The sequence below is a fragment of the Parvibaculum sp. genome (assembly GCF_030694575.1).
Classification (GTDB): Bacteria; Pseudomonadota; Alphaproteobacteria; order Parvibaculales; family Parvibaculaceae; genus Parvibaculum.
The window spans coordinates 1-18,145 of the sequence record NZ_JAUYUS010000012.1 but is presented as its reverse complement, the minus strand read 5'-3'; the positions used below and the strand labels follow the sequence as shown (position 1 = coordinate 18,145).

The window sequence follows — 18,145 nt, the reverse complement described above, 5'->3', positions numbered from 1 at the left end:
TGGTGCTGGTTCGGCGAGGAGCGGACGGTGACCCTCACACTCACGCATCGGTGGTGACGACATGAAACTGCGTCCGGCGGCTCTTTTGATGCATCGCTATGTCGGCCTCGCGATGGCGGCGTTCCTCACCGTCTCGGGGCTGACCGGCAGCATCATCGCGTTCAATCACGAACTCGACGAATGGCTGAACCCGTCGCTCTTCGAGCGGCTGTCGGACGCACCTCCCCTCCCGGCGACGGAAATCATCGCCGAGATCGAACGGCAGGACCCGAACATCTACGTCTCCTTCTTCGAGTTCGAGGAAGAGCCCGACCACAACGCGGTCGCCTTCGTGCAGCCGCGCCCCGACCCCGAAACGGGCGAGGCCGTCGAGCCCGGCTACAACCAGATCTTCGCCGATCCCGCGACCGGCAGGATCGCCGGCAAGCGCGAATGGGGCGCGCTGCGCGTCGACGCGGCGCACCTGCTGCCGTTCCTCTACAAGCTTCACTACAGCCTGCATATTCCCGGCGTCTGGGGCCTCTTCTTCATGGGCATCGTCGCCATCTTCTGGACGGTGGACTGCCTTGTCGGCTTCTACCTGACGCTGCCGGGGGGACGGCCCTTCTGGCGCAAATGGGCGCCCGCCTGGAAGCTGAAGCGCGGCGCGGCCCCGCATCGCCGCAATCTCGACCTGCACCGCGCGGGCGGGCTGTGGCTCTGGCCGGTGCTCTTCGTCGTCGCGCTGAGCGGCGTCGCACTCAACCTGCCCGATCATGTGTTCAAGCCCGTGGTCGGATTTTTCGCCGAACTCACGCCCGACCTGCGCGACCTTGCGGCCGAACGCCTGAACGCGAAATACGACGAGCCGCCGCAAATCGGCTACCCGGAAGCCCTCGCGCTGGCGCAGAGGGCGGCGGCCGAGCGCGGCATAATGGAGCCCGCCTCCATGCTCTGGTATCCGAAGGACTATGCCGCGATCGGCGTCGGCTTCGGCGATCCGCACGGAACGGGGCTCGGCGCCTCCTGGGTCTTTTTCGACGACCGCACGGGCGAGCTGCTGCATGTGCAGATCCCCGGCACCGGCACGGCGGCGGATACTTTCGTGCAATTGCAGTTTCCGCTCCATTCCGGGCAGATCATCGGACTGCCGGGGCGCATCCTGATTTCGCTCACCGGCCTCGTCGTCGCGGTGCTGTCGGTGACGGGCGTGCTCATCTGGGCGCGCAAACGCAAAAGCGCGCGTGCCGCGAAGGCGTTGCGCGCACCTGACGCGGAGCCGCACCGGCACGCCGCGCCCGCCGAATAGGCTTTCATCCGCGATCCCTCCAAAGAGGTTCTATCCCCGCTCGCGGCCGCGCGCCGCTTCCCCGGATAATGCAACCCGCTGCAACGGCCGATATTCGAGTCGGGACCGGGGCGCGTGGTTCAACATCGGAAAGGGGGAGGTGTGGCATGACGGAAATCCGTTACGTGCCGGGCTGGAGACGGGAAGACGCCGCCATCGCGCGGGACGCCGCCGCGCTCTGGCGGGAATTCGACATATTGCCGCAAGGCGTGACGCCGGAGGCGCGAGCGCGCGAAATCTGCGCCGTCGCCTATGACGGCGACAAGCTCGCCGGGGTCTCGACCATCGACATCCGGCCCTATGCGCCGCTCCGCAACAAGCGCTTCGGCTTCCTGCGCGTCTTCACGCGGCCGGAATACCAGCAGCAGGAAATCGCCATCGGCCTTGCCACGCTGTGCCGCGACACGCTGGAAGCCTGGTCGGTCGCGAACCCCGGGGAAAAACTCGCGGGCATGGCGGCGATCTACCAGTCGCCGAAGCTCGGCCATTACCCGATCGGCGAATCCGGCCTGACCCTGATCGGCTACACGCAGGAGGGCTATCAGGTCCGCGCAATCTGGTTCAACCACCTGCCGCTGACGGAGGGCTATCCCGTCAGGACGAAGAGCGAAACGACGAACACGGCCAAACCCGCAACCAAGGGAAAGAAAACAGCATGAGCACCTTCACCGCCGGCCGCGAGCCGAACCGGAACACCCTCCCCTACGCCGTTCTGGCGGCGGGCACGCTGATCGCGATCGCCATCGTGGTGACCTCGCTTGTCGGACCGCGCGGCGCCGGCGTCCTCGCCAATCCGCAGGGCGGCGTCTGGATCGAACGGAACGGCACGCTCTATCTCTGCCGCGCCAGCACGCAAGGTGCGGCCCCATGCGTGAACCTCGCGGACGGCGCGAGCCTGACATTCGCGGAAGTGTGGCGGTAACACCCGCCGCTATCTTTCCGCTTCTTCCCCCAAAAGGAATGGCGCCCCGGAGCAATCCGGGGCGCCATTTAGTTTGCGAGGAGTATCGTCTTCTTCAGGGACCTCAGAACGCCCAGCGGATGGCGGCGGCGATCGCCTGTTCGTCGTAGTCGCTCTGGAATTCGCCGTCGTAGGTGACGCGAATGCTGAGCCTGTCGGAAGCCTCGTAGGTGAGGCCGGCGCCGAAGCCGTAGGAGACATCGTCCCGGGGCGTCGTCTGGGTGACGAAGGAACCGCCGCCGACGACATTGCCGGAGATCGCCTCGTCGGGATCGGCCAGCTCGCCGAGGAGCTTCACGCCGAATTCCGGGATGAGACGCGCCCCGCCGTCGAGCGCCATGGTGTAGCGGGCGTTGACGCCGCCGACGGCACGGACGGACGTGATCGTGCGGCTGTCGATGCTGGTCGGCAGCGGACCCGTTTCCGTGTAGCCGTCGATATCGACCAGGTTGTAGCGCAGGCCGACATTGGGCGTGACGTCCCAGGCGCCGCTCGTGAACATGCGGCCAGCCTCGACACGCGCCACGAACTGCGTGCCGTCATAGTTCGCCACGTTGACACCGCCGAGCGAGGTGCGGGCGCTGTCGTAGTCGTTCATGCCGAAGCCCAGCGAGCCGTTCACATACCACGCGCCGGGGCGGTGGCTGAGATAGGCGACGAGACCGTAGCCGTCGACCGTGACCGTGGAATTCGCCCCCGCGCCGTTCTCGTCCACATCCGACGAGGAGTAGAAGGCGCCGACGCCGATGCGGGTGTTTGCCGCGACCTCGCCGTCGATGCCGACGGTTGCCCCCCATGTGTCCGCATCGAAACCGTTGATGCCGCTCGGCGTGTATTCCGCCTTCGAGGCGCCGATCCGGCCCCAGAGCGCCCACTTGCCATCGCCGCCGAGCTCGGCATCGCCGGCCGCGAGGCCCGTTTCGCCGCCCTTCGACGCGACGGTGAAGCCGCCGCCGCTCAACCGGTCCATGATCATGTCGAAGATCAGGTCGGTGGAGCTCATGGTCGTGTTGCCTGCGCCGTCGCTTTCATCCGGCATCGTGTCCTGGACGAGCTTGAGGAGCGCCTGGTACTGCTCTTCTTCCGTCTCGAACTGCGTCAGCCAGATGACGAGCGGGCTGTCGATGGGCTGCGTGGAGATGTACTTGTCGATCGCCCGGGCGACCTTGACGAGATTCGCGCGGCCCCCGGTATCGATTTCGGCATCTTCCGCCGTCTGGGCGATCTCGATGCGGAGGAAGAGTTCATCCGCCGAACCCGACGTGACGATCTCGTCATTCATCACCTTCTTGAAGTCGAAGAGGATGGTGTTGTCCGCGACGGAGGCGCCTTCGTCGGTGACGCCGCCCTCCTCGCTTGCCGACGCGATCAGCATATCCGAGCCGACGACGCCGGAGAGGCCGCTTTTGACTTCGACGAAGATGTTGGAGCCTTCGGCGAAGAAGACCGTTTCGCCGTAGACGACACCGGCGCCCGCCGACGAAAGCTGCGTGCGGAAGGTGGAGCCTTCATTGAAGGAGACGTCGCCGGAGACGTCGAACCAGCCGCCAAGCGCGAGGGAGAGCGTGCCGTCGATATCGACGGTGCCGGCAGCGGCATAAGCGCCTTCCGAAGTGACGCCGAGGGTGGCGCCTTCGGCAACCGTGATCTCGCCGTCGCCATCCGTCGTGTGGATGCCGTAACCGTCGAGGATGAGGGTACCGCTGTTGATCGCGACCTTGTCGAAGTGCGAGATCGCCCAGCCTTCTATACCGTCGTCGAGCGTGATCGTGTCGTCATGCTCGAAGGTGAGGGTCGCGTAGTCTTCCTCCGGCATCTCGAAGATGGAGAAACCGCTTTCGGTCGCATGGATACCCTTGCCGAGTTCCACGCCCGTGCCGGAGACGGTGACATGATCGGTGCCGTCGCCGGTATAGATCGCGCCGGTGACGGTGCCGCCGTCGATCACGATCGTATCGTCGCTGTCGCCCAGCGAGGTGTCGATATTGCCGGTGACCGTGCCGGTATTGAGGATGTAGGTCGATGCGTCGTATTCGTCGAAGTTGCTGGCGTATACCAGGACGTCGCCCGTGATGTCGCCGTGGTTGACGATCGAAACGTATTTCGTGTCGAAGGCGTAGATCGCGTCGCCATCTTCCGACGATATGATCCCGTCTTCCGTGTTGGTGATGTAGATCGACGGACCGCTGGCACGGATCGCATCCGAGGACTCGCCCGTGACCGAGATGGTGCCGTCATTGTAGATGGTGGTGGTGGTCGGGAGGTCCGACTGGGCAACGACGCCGTGTGCCGCGTAGCCGTAGGTGCGGATGGTGCCGTAGTTGCGGAGTTCGACCGTGTCGCCGCGCAGCCGTGTGCCGAAGGCGTAATCGCCATGGGTGACGATGGTGCCGCCGTTGTAGATATCGGCCTCGCCCTGCCAGGCGGTTACGCTGATGCCGTGGGCGCCTTCGCCCCAGGTTTCGATGCGGCCGTCGACCAGAACTTCCTCGTCATCCTCGTCCATGGAGGAGAGGATCCCGCTCGAGCTCGAGGCGGCGTTGACGGCGAAGGCATCGCCTTCTTCCGACGTGACGACGATGCCGATGGAACCCTCGCCATATGTCGTGATCGTGGAAGCGATGTTGTAGGCGGCGGCCCTGTCGTAATTGTCTTCGCCGGAGCTGTAGACAGCCATGCCGTGAGACTCGTCGCCATGCGTAACCACGGTGGACTGATATTTGTTGGCGGCGAAGGCATCGCCATATTCGGCGGAAACGCGGATACCGATGGCGCGGTCGCCGTTTGTCACGATGTCGCCGTGATACTTGTTGATCGCGGCGGCGAGACCTTCTTCGGCATGGGCCACGAGACCGTGGGAATAATAGCCCGTCAGTGCGCCATATTCGTCGCGCGTGCCGGTCGTGATCGAGCCGTAGAAGTTCGCGGCGATGGCGGTACCCTCGCTCACAAAGGCGCCAACGCCGATGGCGTTATCGCCGGTGGTGACGATGGTGGACCGGAAATCGGACGGATCGTATTCGCCCTGGGGAAGCGCGTCGATGAGCACTTCCGCGATGTCGCCGAGGAGGCCGTATCCCTCGCCGATATAGGCTTCGCCGATACCGCCGAGAGCGGCGAGGAGCTGCGGCGGGAGGCCGTTCAGGGCGATGGCGATGCCGCCCTCCTCACTGCCGTCTTCGCCTTCCATCGCATCGCCGATGCTCTCGAAGCCCGCCGCCGCGATCAGACCGTGGGCTTCGTCGCCCGAGGTCGAGATCGAGCCGCCGAGCACGTTGATGCCGGCCGCGAGGCCGCCTTCGGCGAGAGCGGTGGCACCCGAGGCATCGTCACCGCGCGTTTCGATCGTGCCGATATTGCCGGCGATGGCGTTACCCGAAATATCGTACCAGGTGTAGCCGTCATAATGCTCCCGGCTGGTGGCGGTGACGCTGAGGCCCGTGGACCGCTCGCCCCAGGTGTCGATGGTGCCCGAGTTGAGGCCGAGGGCCGTGCCCTCCTGCGTTTCGATCACGATGCCCTTGGCCTTGTTGCCATAGGTCGTCACGTCGCCGGTGTTGAGAACCATGGCATTGTCTTCGGCGAAGACATCGATGCCGTGCGAACGCCAGCCTTCGTCGGAGTAACCTTCCTCGAGGGAACCCGTCGTGATGGTGCCGCTGTTGAGGACATAGGCGTCGCCCAGCTCGACATCGATCTCGATGCCGGCGGCAGCGTCGTTCGTGGTGACGATCGTGCCTTCATTGACGACGATGGCGGTGCCTTCCTCGATGTCGACGGAGACGGCCGCTTTCCACTTGCGGTCCGATTGGATCGAACCGTCGTTCAGGACCAAGGCATACTCCTCCGCCTCGATGCTGACATTGCCGTAGATGAAACCGTAGTTGGCGACATAGACGGAACCGGATTCGTCGACCCGGATGGCCGCGCCGTCTTCCGAACGGATGATGCCGTAGACGGTATCCTCATCCTCTTCCTCGATGGCGAGGTTCGTGATGCGGACGATTTCGCCCTCGGCGCGGACGGCGTCCGCTTCCTCGCCGGAGGCCTGGATCAGGCCGGAATTGTTGAGCGTCGCGGTGCCGTATTCGCCGTCGGCGTCGAGATCGACCGCGTGGCCGTCCCTGCCGTAGGTGAGGATGGAGCCGCTGTTGGTGAGGGTGACGGAGTAACCTTCGAGATCGACGCCCTTGGCGTTCCTCCGGTCGGCGCGGATGGTGCCGCTGTTGTCGACGACGGCATTGCCTTCCTCGACGTCGAGGGAGACGGCCGCTTTCCATTTGCGGTCCGACTCGATCAGACCGTCATTGTTCAGATAGGCATATTTGTCGGCGTCGACGTCGACATTGCCGTAGATGTTGCCCGCGTTGTAGATGCGCACATCGTCCGACTCATCGACATTGATGGCAGCGCCTTCTTCCGAGAAGATGACGCCGACGACATCGTAGCTGTATTCGTCGCCTTCTTCGGCTTCGATAACATTGTTGTAGATGCGGACCGTGGGGCCCGAAGCGACGATGGCATCCGACTCCTCGCCATAGGCACCGATGAAGCCGGTGTTGACGATGGTGGTCGTTGCGAAGCCGCCGGAATGAGCGACGACCGCATGGGCGTCCTCGCCATAGGTGACGATGGCGCCCGCATTGTCGAGCGACACCGTGTCGCCATACATCACCACGCCATGGGCATCGTCGCCTTCCGTAACGATGATGCCGTCGACCGTATTGACGACATCGACATCATCGCCATAGGCGGCGATGCCATGGGCACCCTCGCCGGTCGTGTCGATGGTGCCGCTGTTCTCGATGTCGACATTGCCTTCCCATGCGCTGGCGAAGATGCCGTGTCCGTCCTCGCCATCGGTCTCGATCGAGCCGCTGTTGACGATCTCGATCTCGCCTCCATACGACCAGTAGCCGTCATCGATGCGCGCGTGAATGCCGTGTGAATCGTGACCGGTCGTCTCGACGGTACCGCTGTTGTCGATGAAGACATCGTATTTTGCGACCGCGTAGAGGCCATGCGCCTCGTCGCCGCTGGTGAGAACGGTATGTGTGTTCTCGATCGAAGCTTCGTATTTCGCGACGGCGACCACGCCATGCGACCCCTCGCCGGTGGTGCCGACGATACCGTGGTTGACGGCGGTCGCATCGCCGCCCCACCACTCTTCGGCCCAGGCATTTGCGACCATGCCAAAGGAGTTCCTGGAGGTGGTGACGATCGTGCCGGTGGCCGAGTTCAGGACATAGGCGTCCTCGTCCGAGGAATAGGCCGCAATACCGTGATGCCGGTCGCCGCCATAAACCCAGGCTCCATCTTCTTCGTCGTATTCGACGTAATGCGTGTTGTCGCCCGTGACGATGGAGCCGTTGTTGATGGCCGAGACATTCTCGTCGCCATTGACGAAGATGCCGGCATTGTCGAAATCCGCTTCCGATACCTCATCCGTGGTGTCGATGCTGGAGCCGGCACCGAGGACCACCGTGAGATCGTCGACCTCGTTGTACTGGATCGTTTCGTCGAAGACGCCGGTGCAGATGACCGTCGTGTTGATCTGGGTGCAGGTGCCGGCCGCCGCGGCGCCCGCGCCACCGAAAGTGACCGCCATCAGCGACGCACCCGACAGGAGAGCCGTCGCGAAACGGCGGCGAAGGCCACTCGCGCCGATCTCCTTGCCCTGCGTCGCGCGGATGACGCCGCCGTAATAGCTGTAGGCCGAGCCGACCAGGTTGCGGTCGATGGCGGCGATCTTGCCGGCGTTCTTGTTCGTATGTTTCGTCGTCATCGGGGCCCCCCAAAAGAAATTATTCCGAGGAGAGACTGCGCGCGGCGCGATTTTCGCTCCACCTGAGTTGCAGCCAAAAAGGAGGGAGCTTTTCCGCCAAAGCGGAGGGAAATGAATCGGAGGAACGGTGCGATCCGCATACGGAGCGAATACCGGCGGCTTTCCGCAGAAAACGCGTATTGCACCCGGCGGCGGCGGTTAGCAATTCGTTACGATTGATTCAATGTGAAACGCGAAGCGGACGATTCGATGCGAGCTCCGGGGTGCGCAATCCGCACCCCGGTTCGCGTATTACGCGCTTGCGGCGGCGATTTTCGGCGCGTTTTCACCGCGCTCATCGCCGGCTGCCCAGTTTTCGATGGTGATTTCGTTCCGAATCGAGCCATCGAGAAGGCCCGTCGCCTTCGGGCACCGGACGCCCGGCAGCACGAAGACGTCGAAGAGTTCGCGCACATCGCCCGTGAGCCTGATCCATTCGACGATGTCGCCATTGCGCGTGTCCACAACCTGGACGCCGCACCACGGCTCCGCATCGCGCTTCGCCAGTTCGCCGTCGAGTTCAAGGCCGGAGAAGCTGCCGTCGCGCGGCAGCGACAACCCGATCAGCGCGTAATGCCCGTGGAACGCGAGACCGCGTGCAAAGCCCGGCAGGAAGGCGACGGCTTCGCGCTTGCCCGTCTGCTGGTCGACGCGGCAAAGCTCGCCGCGACCGCTGTCGAGCACCCAGAGCTGACCGTTATGGAGGCGCGGCGAATGCGGCATGGAAAGATCTTCCGTCACCATGGCGTCGCTGCGCACATCCATGATGCAACCGCCCGACGCACGCCTGTCGCGCCAGCCCGTGATGATGTCGCTCTTGCAGACAGCGGTGACGAAACGCGCTTCGCCGTCCGCCATTGCGAGACCGTTGAGATGGCATCTGTCTTCCGGCGCGAGGCGCGAGATGAAGGGCGGCTTCCACAGCGGCTTGAAACTGTGCGTGAGGCTGAATGTGGCGAGGCAGGAGAAGCGCGTGTTGACGAAGATGACGCGACCGCCTTTCTCGACACCGACCTCATGCGCGTCGAGATCACCCGTCGTCTGCGCGTTGCGCGGCACGAAGTTGCGGTCGAAGCCGTCCGCCGTCGCGCCCCGGCCCATCACGTTCTCGAGCCGCCATATCTGATATTGCGTGGCGAGGTAGAGCCGCTGCGGCGTCGCCGCGACGCCCATCGCATGCACGAAATGCCGTTCGTGGAAACTGACGCGGCCCTTGGGCAAACGTCCGACAAGATAGAGCCGGCCGCTCTGGTACGAGGTGAAGCCGAAACTCAGATTGTGACGCTCGAGCCAGGAGCTGAGGCCGCGCGAACAGGAAATCTGCGTACCCTTTTTCTCCGGCACGCCTTCCGGCGCGGCCGCCGGCGCCGTCTTCTCCGGCGCCTTCAGCTTCGTCACTTTCTTTTCGGTCTTTTCCGGCTTCCCCGATTTTTCCGAGCCCACCTGCATCTCCTGTGAAAGAAATTCGCTTCCCTTTGGATACGAAACCGCACCGCGCATCGCCCGCATCGGCATAAGAATCGAAAGGACGGCGCCGAGCCGGATACAACCGCGTGCAACAGGAAGCATTGCAGCATGGGCAATCGAAGATTCTCGACCTCTATTGGCTCCATTTCCGCACCTATCGCCGCGGAGCTTCGGCCATGAGCGCGCCTCGCAAGACCGCTCTGAAGGAAGTTCCCGCGCGCGCGGAAACGCCGCCGCCCGCGGCACAGAAGCGGCTCGGCTTCGCGCCCGAAACCTGGTTTCCGGCACCGGTATGGTCGCGCCACGTGCCCGACCACGAGCGTATCAACGTGCATATCCTGTCCGTTATGGAGGAACTGGAGGCGAACGACCGCGCCATCACGCGCTCCAATGTCGGCGGCTGGCACAGCGCCGCGAATCTCCACCAGCGGAGCGAGCTTGCCGAAATCCGCCGCATCATCGGCAATGCCTGCGCGGGCTGCGCGTCGCATCTGTCGTTCGACTTCGACCGCTTCGAACTGTTCTTCCAGGAAATGTGGCTGAACCGGAACGGGCCGGGCGACTTCAACAAGGCGCATGTCCATCCGAACTCGCTGCTGTCGGGCGCCTATTACGCGAAGGTGCCGCCGCTGAGCGGCAATATCGAGTTCTACGATCCGGTGCGCGAACGCGTCATGTGCACCTTCCCGGTGAAGGAGCGCACGCGCGTCAACACGCAGGCGATGGAATACAAGGGCCGCGAAGGCCTGCTGCTGATCTTCCCCGGCTGGCTGCAGCATTCCGTGCAGCCGAACCGGAGCGAGGAATCGCGCGTCTCGATCAGCTTCAACATGGGCTTCAGGCGGAAGGGAAACTGAGAGAAAGCTGGACGGACGGAAAGCCCCCTTTTCAGGGGGCTTTTTTGTTTTCCGTCAAGGCGGCCGCCGCCCTGCCAGCGATACCGTAGCAAGGGCTTGCTTTTTCGGTAGCGGGTGGTAGTTTTTAATTGTAATAATTCTAAACTGAGTTCGCCCAGGCAACAAAAGGGACAGCAAGATGAGCATGGCAAAGAGCGGCAAATGCCCGGTTATGCATGGCGGCGCCACCTCGACATCCGCCGGAACCTCCAACATGGAATGGTGGCCGAACGCTCTCAATCTCGACATCCTCCACCAGCACGACACCAAGACGAACCCGCTGGGTGAGGACTTCGACTATCGCGAAGAGCTGAAGAAGCTCGACGTTGAGGCGCTGAAAAAGGACCTCCACGCGCTGATGACGGACAGCCAGGCCTGGTGGCCGGCCGACTGGGGACATTATGGCGGGTTGATGATCCGCATGGCATGGCACTCGGCGGGCTCCTACCGCCTCGCCGACGGCCGCGGCGGCGGCGGTACCGGCAACCAGCGCTTCGCGCCGCTCAATTCCTGGCCGGACAACGTCAACCTCGACAAGGCGCGGCGCCTGCTCTGGCCGATCAAGAAGAAGTACGGCAACAAGGTGAGCTGGGCCGACCTCATCATCCTCGCCGGCAACATGGCCTATGAATCCATGGGCCTGAAGACCTTCGGCTTCGCCTTCGGCCGCGAGGACATCTGGCACCCGGAAAAGGACGTCTACTGGGGCTCGGAAAAGGAATGGCTCGGCCGCGAACGCTATCGCAGCGACGAGGACGCGAAATCGCTCGCGAACCCGCTGGCGGCCGTCCAGATGGGCCTCATCTATGTGAACCCGGAAGGCGTCGGCGGCAAACCGGACCCGCAAAGAACCGCCTATGAAGTGCGCGAGACCTTCGCGCGCATGGCGATGGACGACGAGGAAACCGCCGCGCTGACGGCGGGCGGCCACACCGTCGGCAAGACGCATGGCAATGGCGACGCCGCACTGCTCGGCGCGGACCCGGAAAGCGCAGGCCCCGAGACGCAGGGCCTCGGCTGGCTCAATCCGAAGCAGGGAGGACTCGCGAACCACGCCGTGACCTCGGGCCTCGAAGGCGCATGGACGACGCATCCGACAAAGTTCGACATGGGCTTCTTCGACATGCTGTTCGGCCATGAATGGGAGCTGCGGAAATCGCCCGCGGGCGCCTGGCAGTGGGAGCCGGTCGACATCAAGGAAGAGGACAGGCCCGTCGACGCGAGCAATCCCTCCATCCGTCACAACCCGATGATGACCGACGCCGACATGGCGATGAAAGTGGACCCGATCTACAACGCGATCTGCCGCAAGTTCATGGCCGATCCGGAGTATTTCAAGGACACCTTCGCGCGCGCCTGGTTCAAGCTCACGCACCGCGACATGGGCCCGACGGCGCGCTATGTCGGCCCCGACGTGCCGAAGGAAGACCTGATCTGGCAGGACCCCGTTCCCGCAGGCCCCACCGGCTACGACGTCGGCGCGGTGAAGGCGAAGATCGCAGGCTCGGGCCTCTCCGTCTCCGAACTGGTTTCGACCGCGTGGGACAGCGCCCGCACCTATCGCGGCTCCGACATGCGCGGCGGCGCGAACGGCGCGCGCATCCGGCTCGCCCCCCAGAAGGACTGGGAAGGCAACGAGCCAAAGCGTCTCGCCAAGGTGCTCTCCGTGCTCGAACCGATCGCGAAGGCGGCGGGCGCGAGCGTGGCGGATGTCATCGTGCTCGCCGGCAATGTCGGCGTCGAGAAGGCGGCAAAGGCAGCCGGCTTCGACATCGAGGTGCCCTTCGCGCCGGGACGCGGCGATGCGACCGACGAGATGACGGACGCCGCATCCTTCGACGCGCTGGAACCGATCCATGACGGCTACCGCAACTGGCTGAAGGAGGACTACGCCACGAGCGCCGAGGAACTGATGCTCGACCGCACGCAGCTCATGGGCCTGACCGCACCGGAAATGACGGTGCTCGTGGGCGGCATGCGCGTGATCGGCACCAATCACGGCGCAACGAAGCATGGCGTCTTCACCGACCGCGAAGGCGCGCTGACGAACGACTTCTTCGTCAACCTGACCGACATGGGTTATGCGTGGCAGCCGAAGGAGACGAACCTCTACGAACTCCGCGACCGCAAGAGCGGTGCGGTGAAATGGACGGCGACACGCATCGACCTCGTCTTCGGCTCGAACTCGATCCTGCGTTCCTATGCGGAAGTCTATGCGCAGGACGACGCGAAGGAGAAGTTCGTGAAGGACTTCGTGGCCGCATGGACGAAGGTCATGAATGCCGACCGCTTCGACCTGAAGAAGTAACGCTCCAACCCAGGCGCGAAACAAAATAAGCCGTCCCCGGAGAAATCCGGGGGCGGCGTTTTCGTTGTGGAAGTTTCAGGCCCCTGACAGACGTCGGACACTCACCGCGGCACCGCATGCTCCTCAGGCCAGCTTGACGACAGGCCGCGCAGGATCACCCTCATCAAGTTCCGCAGCCCGGATTCCATGTCGATGCCCGCCTTCGCCCCGGCTTCGACATGGGCCGGATGGACGAAGACGGTGACGGCGTCGCGCACGACCCCCGCCGCAGTGTCCGGATCGTCGACGACGAACTCGCGCCTTTCCACGCCGTCGGCAATGATCCTGCGCACGAGGGCCGTCATTCTCTGCGCGTAGTCGAGAACGAGGTCGGGGCGTTCTTCCAAGATGCGTCGGTAGAGCGCGTGCATCTCGGCGTCCTGAGCGTACTTCCTGCACTTGCTCTGGTGGAGTGCGAGAACCAGCGCCAACAGGCGGGCAGCAGCAGGTCCATCGGCCTCGACGAAGGTTTCGGCAAGCACCGCCTCCTCGGCCATCGTCGCTTCGGCCAATGCGTCGAAGATTTCGGCCTTGGACCGGAAGTGCCGGTAGATCGCCGAATGCGACAGGCCCATGGCCTGGGCGATATCCACCACGTTGGTCTTCGCTTCGCCAAAGCGGCGGATCAGGTCGGTTGCGGCCCGCAGGATGCGATCGCGCTGGCTGGGTTCGGCGGTATCCATGGGATCAGTTCTTACGCAACGGCTCAATATAATGCAACATGTAACATATTTCATATTTTGTATTGTGTCTCATCCGTAGCTCTGCCAAGCTCTCTGTGTCCAATCACGGAGCAAGCACATGACTTCTGAGCATACAGTCCCGCACCGGATCGCCCTGGTGACCGGCGGATCAGGCTTCGTCGGGGGATACCTCATTCCCCGGCTGATCGCCGAGGGGTGGCGGGTCCGTGCCATCGGCCGGTCGGCCCAAAGCCTCGCCGCCGTCGAGGCACTTGGGGCCGAACCGAAAGAGGCCGACCTCACCGATAAAGCCGCGCTTGCGCGGGCCATGGATGGGGTGGACACGGTCTTTCACGTCGCCGCGCATTTCAAGCTCTGGGGACCAAAGCGAGTGTTCCGCGCGATAAACGTCGGTGGCACGCGCAACGTGATCGCTGCGGCCGAACGCGCAGGTGTCCGCCGGGTCGTCTATGTCAGCGCCGCCGCCGTCGTCATGGGACGCCCAGAGCCGCAAATGCAGGTGACCGAAGATCTTCCTCTGCACCGCATGCGGTTTGCCCCCTACTCAGCAACCAAGGCCGCGGCCGAGAAGATCGTGCTTGCCGCCAACGGACGCCGCGCAGGCTTTACGACGGTGGCAATCCGCCCGCCTTTTATCTGGGGCCCTGGCATGCCGGCGCTCGACCACATGGTTGAGACAGTAAAGGCCGGTCAGTTCCAGTGGGTGGCGGGCGGCGGTCAGGCAATGTCCACATGCCATGTTGAGAACCTCTGCCATGCCCTGATCCTCGCCGCCGACCGCGGCAAGGGAGGCCAGGCCTATTTCGTTTCGGACGACGCGGATACGACGCTCAAGACGTTCCTCTCGCACCTCCTGGCCAGCCGCGGCCTCGTGCCTGGGGACCGCACCGTTGCTTTCGGTCTGGCCTGGACGATGGCCGGTGTCATGGGAACCGTCTGGCGCGTCTTCCGCCTAAGAGGCGAGCCCCCCATCACACGGCAGATGCTGCGCCTGATCGGCAAGGACTTTACGCTCAATATCGAGCGCGCCCGCGGGGAACTCGGATACGCCCCCGTGGTGACCCTGGAAGAAGGGTTCGCGGCGATGCGACCGACGAGATGACCTACGCCGCATCCTTCGCCGCGCTGGAACCGAGGCCCGCCCTCACGTCATCGTGGAGATCGTGGAGCGGAAGCGGGCCAGCGCATAGGTGAAGAGCGCCGAGCCGATCAGCGCCAGCGCCAGGAATTGCGGCCAGACGACGGAGAAGCCGGCGCCGCGATAGAGAACGGCCTGCGCCATCATCACGAAATGCGTGGTCGGCGCGACAAGCATGAGATAGCGCACCGCATCCGGCATGCTTTCGCGCGGCGTCATGCCGCCGGAGAGCATTTCGAGCGGCACCAGGATGAGGATGATGAGAAGCCCGAACTGGGGCATGGAGCGCGCGATGGTGCCGAGGAAAATACCCATCGACGTCGTGGCGAAGAGATGGAACAGGGCGCCGACGAGAAAGAGTGCGATCGAACCCTCGATCGGCACGGAGAGAAGCCCCTGCACGACGAAGGCGAGCGAGAGCGCGCAGGCGGTCAGCACGACCAGCGCCATCGCCCAGAGTTTGGCCGTCATGATCTCGAATGGCGTGACCGGCATGACGAGGAGATGCTCGATGGTGCCGTGCTCGCGCTCGCGAATGAGGGCCGCCCCGGTCAGCACGATGGAGAGCAGCGTCACATTGTTGATGACTTCCATGACCGAACCGAACCAGGATTTGTTGAGCCCCGGATTGAAGCGGGCGCGCAATTCGAGATCGACGGGCAGTTCCGTATTCGCCCGGTAGCGCCGGGCAAAGCTCGTGACCTCGCCCGTCACGATGGACTGGATATAGCCGCTGCCCGTGAATGCCTGCGTCATGCGCGTCGCATCGACATTGAGCTGGATGACGGGACTGCGCCCCGCCAGCACGTCGCGCTGGAAATTGGGCGGAATGTCGAGCGCGAATGTGTCGAGGCCCGCATCCATGCGCGCATCCATCTCGGCCTGATCGATCAGCGACGGGGCGATGAAGTAAGGCGGGTAGAAGGCATCCGCGATGCGGGCCGAAAGCGGCGAGCGGTCCTCGTCGACGATCGCTATCGCCGCCTTGTTGAGCGCTTCCGGCATGGCGGTCGCGGCCGCGTAGATGGCGAGCGTGAAGGCATAGACGATCAGCACGAGCATGGTCGGATCGCGGCCGAGGCTACGAAGTTCCTTGATGCCGAGATTGAATATATTGGCGATACGCATGGCTCAGCGCTCCTGCTTCTTCAGGAAGAAGGCACTGAAAAAGATCAGCACCGGCACGGCGATCAGAAGCGGCACGAAGGAGGCCTGAAGATCGCCGAAATCGAGCGCCTTGGAAAAGGTGCCGCGCACGATGGTCAGGTAATGCGCCGTCGGATAGACCTGCCCGATCAACGCCCCCACACCCTCGAGCGAGGAGACGGGATCGGTAAGGCCGGAGAATTGCGCGGCCGGCAGGATGGTAAGGATCGCGGTGCCGAAAATGGCGGCTATCTGGCTGCGCATGAGAGACGAGATCAGGAAACCCATGGCGGTGGACGAAAGGACATAGAGAAGGGTCGCCGCCGTGAGCGTGAGAATGCTTCCCTTCAGCGGCACTTCGAAGAACAGAACCGCGAAGAGAGCCATCAGCACGAAATTCAGCATGGCGAGCGCCACATAGGGAAGCTGCTTGCCAAGCAGGAATTCGAGCCGAGTAACCGGCGTCACGTAGAGATTGACGATGGAGCCGAGCTCCTTTTCGCGCACGACACTGAGCGCGGCGAGCATGGCCGGGATCAGCATCAGGATGAGCGGGATCACCGCCGGCACCATCGCGACGAGGCTTTTCACGTCGGGATTGTAGCGAAAGCGCGTTTCGATGGTGACGAGGCTCGTCACCGGAATGTCCGCTTCGGCCGCCTTCACCGTCAGCCAATGCGAGTGCATGCCCGTGACATAGCCCTGCACGGTCTCGGCGCGTGTCGGCATGGCGCCATCGATCCATGCGCCGATCTTGACCTCCCGCCCCCGCGCAATGTCGCGCGCGAAGCCCGGCGGTATTTCGAGTGCAAGAGAGAGTTCGCCTGCCCGCATGCGCCTGTCGAGGTCGGCATAGTCGGCAATCTCGGGTCCTTCCGTGAAATAGCGCGAGCCCGCGATGTTCAGCGTGTAGTCGCGGCTTGTCGCCGTGCGGTCCCGGTCGAGCACGGCGAAACTCATATCCTCGACATCGAGATTGATGCCGTAGCCCATCACGAACATCAGCACCACGCTGCCGATGAGCGCGAGCGTGGCGCGGACCGGATCGCGCTGCAGTTCGAGCGCCTCGCGCCGCGTGTAGCTGAACATGCGGCGCGGATTGAAGCGGCGTCGCGGGGTCTTCCTCTCCGGCGCCTGCGCCTCGCCCGGTACCTGCATATCGTTATTGAGCGGCGCTTCGCCGGTCTCGGCACCGGCACCCGCTTCCTTGAGGCAGGCGACAAAGGCATCTTCCAGTGTCGCGACGCCGTGACTTTCGGCGATGTTCGCGGGCGTGTCGCTGACGAGAACGCGGCCTGCATGCATCAGCGAGATCCGGTCGCAGCGCTCCGCCTCGTTCATGAAATGGGTAGAGATGAAAATCGTGACCTTGTCGCGCCGCGCCAGTTCCACGAGCATGCGCCAGAAATTGTCGCGCGCCACCGGATCGACGCCGGAAGTGGGCTCGTCGAGTATCAGCATTTCCGGCCGGTGGATCATGGCAACCGCGAGCGAGAGGCGCTGGCGCTGGCCGAGCGGCAGCTTTTCCGGCAGGAGGTCGACGACATCGGCAAGGCCGAAGCGCGACGTCATCTCGCCGACACGCGAAGGGATTTCACTCGCGGGCACATCGAAGAGCCGCGCGTGAAGCTCGAGATTCTGCCGCACCGTGAGTTCGGTGTAGAGCGAGAAGCCCTGCGACATGTAGCCGACGCGGCGGCGGATGCCGATGCCGTAGCTGTCGACCGGCTGGCCGAAGAGCCATGCCTGGCCCTCGCTCGCCGGCAGGAGACCCGTCAGCACCTTCATCGTCGTCGTCTTGCCGCAGCCGTTCGAGCCCAGAAAGCCGAAAATCTCGCCCCGCTCGATCCGGAAACTCACATTGTCAACGGCCGTGAAATCGCCGAAGCGCATGGTGAGGCCGCGTGCCTCGATGGCGATCTCGCCATCGACCGAGGCATCGCGCGGCGGAATATCGACGGGACGATGCTCGCGGCGCTTTTCTTCCGGCAGCAGCGCGATAAAGGCCGCTTCGAGCGAGGCGGCACCGGTGCGCGCGCGGAGCTCGGCGGGCGTGCCCGTCGCAAGCACCCGCCCCGCATCCATCGCCGCCAGCCAGTCGAACCGTTCCGCCTCCTCCATATAGGCCGTCGCGACGACCACGCTCATATGCGGGCGCTCCGCGCGGAGGCGCTGGATCAGGTCCCAGAACTGTCGGCGCGACAAGGGATCGACGCCCGTGGTGGGTTCGTCGAGCACGAGCAGATCGGGATCGTGGATCAGCGCGCAGCAGAGGCCGAGCTTCTGCTTCATGCCGCCGGAAAGTTTCTGCGCCGGGCGGTCCGCGAAAGGTGCA

General features: G+C 64.0%; 11 protein-coding genes. 6 read left to right on the top strand and 5 right to left on the bottom strand.

Annotated features, from left to right (window positions below; genetic code table 11):
- The first annotated feature begins 61 nt into the window (after nucleotides 1–61).
- From Q8S60_RS01995 to Q8S60_RS01985, 3 genes are all read left to right on the top strand, one after another.
- On the top strand, nucleotides 62–1,288 hold the full coding sequence (locus Q8S60_RS01995; protein ID WP_305275098.1) for a PepSY domain-containing protein: 1,227 nt from the start codon (nucleotides 62–64) through the stop codon (nucleotides 1,286–1,288).
- Nucleotides 1,289–1,434: 146 nt separating this feature from the next.
- Complete coding sequence (locus Q8S60_RS01990; RefSeq protein WP_305275099.1) at nucleotides 1,435–1,986, top strand: hypothetical protein; 552 nt, start codon at nucleotides 1,435–1,437, stop codon at nucleotides 1,984–1,986.
- Nucleotides 1,983–2,249 carry a hypothetical protein gene (locus Q8S60_RS01985; protein ID WP_305275101.1) on the top strand — a complete coding sequence of 89 codons (267 nt, stop codon included), beginning with the start codon at nucleotides 1,983–1,985 and terminating at the stop codon, nucleotides 2,247–2,249. Before Q8S60_RS01990 ends, Q8S60_RS01985 begins: the two co-directional genes overlap by 4 nt.
- Before the next feature lie 103 nt (nucleotides 2,250–2,352).
- Here Q8S60_RS01985 and Q8S60_RS01980 read toward each other — a convergent pair whose 3' ends face one another.
- Nucleotides 2,353–8,073 carry an autotransporter outer membrane beta-barrel domain-containing protein gene (locus Q8S60_RS01980; protein ID WP_305275103.1) on the bottom strand — a complete coding sequence of 1,907 codons (5,721 nt, stop codon included), beginning with the start codon at nucleotides 8,071–8,073 and terminating at the stop codon, nucleotides 2,353–2,355.
- Nucleotides 8,074–8,364: 291 nt separating this feature from the next.
- Nucleotides 8,365–9,561, bottom strand: coding sequence for a TIGR03032 family protein (locus Q8S60_RS01975; RefSeq protein WP_305275125.1), 1,197 nt, complete (start codon nucleotides 9,559–9,561; stop codon nucleotides 8,365–8,367).
- 104 nt (nucleotides 9,562–9,665) lie between these two features.
- Here Q8S60_RS01975 and Q8S60_RS01970 point away from each other — a divergent pair, with 104 nt between their 5' ends.
- Nucleotides 9,666–10,436 carry a 2OG-Fe(II) oxygenase family protein gene (locus tag Q8S60_RS01970; RefSeq protein ID WP_305275104.1) on the top strand — a complete coding sequence of 257 codons (771 nt, stop codon included), beginning with the start codon at nucleotides 9,666–9,668 and terminating at the stop codon, nucleotides 10,434–10,436.
- A gap of 178 nt (nucleotides 10,437–10,614) precedes the next feature.
- Complete coding sequence (katG, locus tag Q8S60_RS01965; protein WP_305276826.1) at nucleotides 10,615–12,783, top strand: catalase/peroxidase HPI; 2,169 nt, start codon at nucleotides 10,615–10,617, stop codon at nucleotides 12,781–12,783.
- 101 nt (nucleotides 12,784–12,884) lie between these two features.
- Here the strand turns inward: katG and Q8S60_RS01960 are convergent, their stop codons facing one another.
- Nucleotides 12,885–13,505 (bottom strand): TetR/AcrR family transcriptional regulator, encoded by a 621-nt coding sequence (locus Q8S60_RS01960; RefSeq protein ID WP_305276827.1) that lies wholly within the window; start codon nucleotides 13,503–13,505, stop codon nucleotides 12,885–12,887.
- Nucleotides 13,506–13,623: 118 nt separating this feature from the next.
- Here Q8S60_RS01960 and Q8S60_RS01955 point away from each other — a divergent pair, with 118 nt between their 5' ends.
- Nucleotides 13,624–14,628, top strand: a complete 1,005-nt coding sequence (locus Q8S60_RS01955) for an NAD-dependent epimerase/dehydratase family protein (RefSeq protein ID WP_305668287.1) — start codon at nucleotides 13,624–13,626, stop codon at nucleotides 14,626–14,628.
- A gap of 42 nt (nucleotides 14,629–14,670) precedes the next feature.
- On the opposite strand, the gene Q8S60_RS01950 is transcribed toward Q8S60_RS01955, so the two are convergent.
- Together Q8S60_RS01950 and rbbA are read right to left on the bottom strand one after the other, a co-directional pair.
- Complete coding sequence (locus Q8S60_RS01950; protein WP_305276829.1) at nucleotides 14,671–15,792, bottom strand: ABC transporter permease; 1,122 nt, start codon at nucleotides 15,790–15,792, stop codon at nucleotides 14,671–14,673.
- A gap of 3 nt (nucleotides 15,793–15,795) precedes the next feature.
- Nucleotides 15,796–18,145: ribosome-associated ATPase/putative transporter RbbA (rbbA, locus tag Q8S60_RS01945; protein ID WP_305668286.1), on the bottom strand; the 2,350-nt coding region annotated here is incomplete at its 5' end.

Bases quoted from the DNA above. Each gene is read 5' to 3' on its own strand.
- katG (WP_305276826.1), top strand. From the start codon at position 10,615: ATGAGCATGGCAAAGAGCGGCAAATGCCCGGTTATGCATGGCGGCGCC.
- Q8S60_RS01990 (WP_305275099.1), top strand. From the start codon at position 1,435: ATGACGGAAATCCGTTACGTGCCGGGCTGGAGACGGGAAGACGCCGCC.
- Q8S60_RS01955 (WP_305668287.1), top strand. From the start codon at position 13,624: ATGACTTCTGAGCATACAGTCCCGCACCGGATCGCCCTGGTGACCGGC.
- Q8S60_RS01960 (WP_305276827.1), bottom strand. From the start codon at position 13,505: ATGGATACCGCCGAACCCAGCCAGCGCGATCGCATCCTGCGGGCCGCA.
- Q8S60_RS01950 (WP_305276829.1), bottom strand. From the start codon at position 15,792: ATGCGTATCGCCAATATATTCAATCTCGGCATCAAGGAACTTCGTAGC.
- Q8S60_RS01980 (WP_305275103.1), bottom strand. From the start codon at position 8,073: ATGACGACGAAACATACGAACAAGAACGCCGGCAAGATCGCCGCCATC.
- Q8S60_RS01985 (WP_305275101.1), top strand. From the start codon at position 1,983: ATGAGCACCTTCACCGCCGGCCGCGAGCCGAACCGGAACACCCTCCCC.
- Q8S60_RS01995 (WP_305275098.1), top strand. From the start codon at position 62: ATGAAACTGCGTCCGGCGGCTCTTTTGATGCATCGCTATGTCGGCCTC.
- Q8S60_RS01975 (WP_305275125.1), bottom strand. From the start codon at position 9,561: ATGCAGGTGGGCTCGGAAAAATCGGGGAAGCCGGAAAAGACCGAAAAG.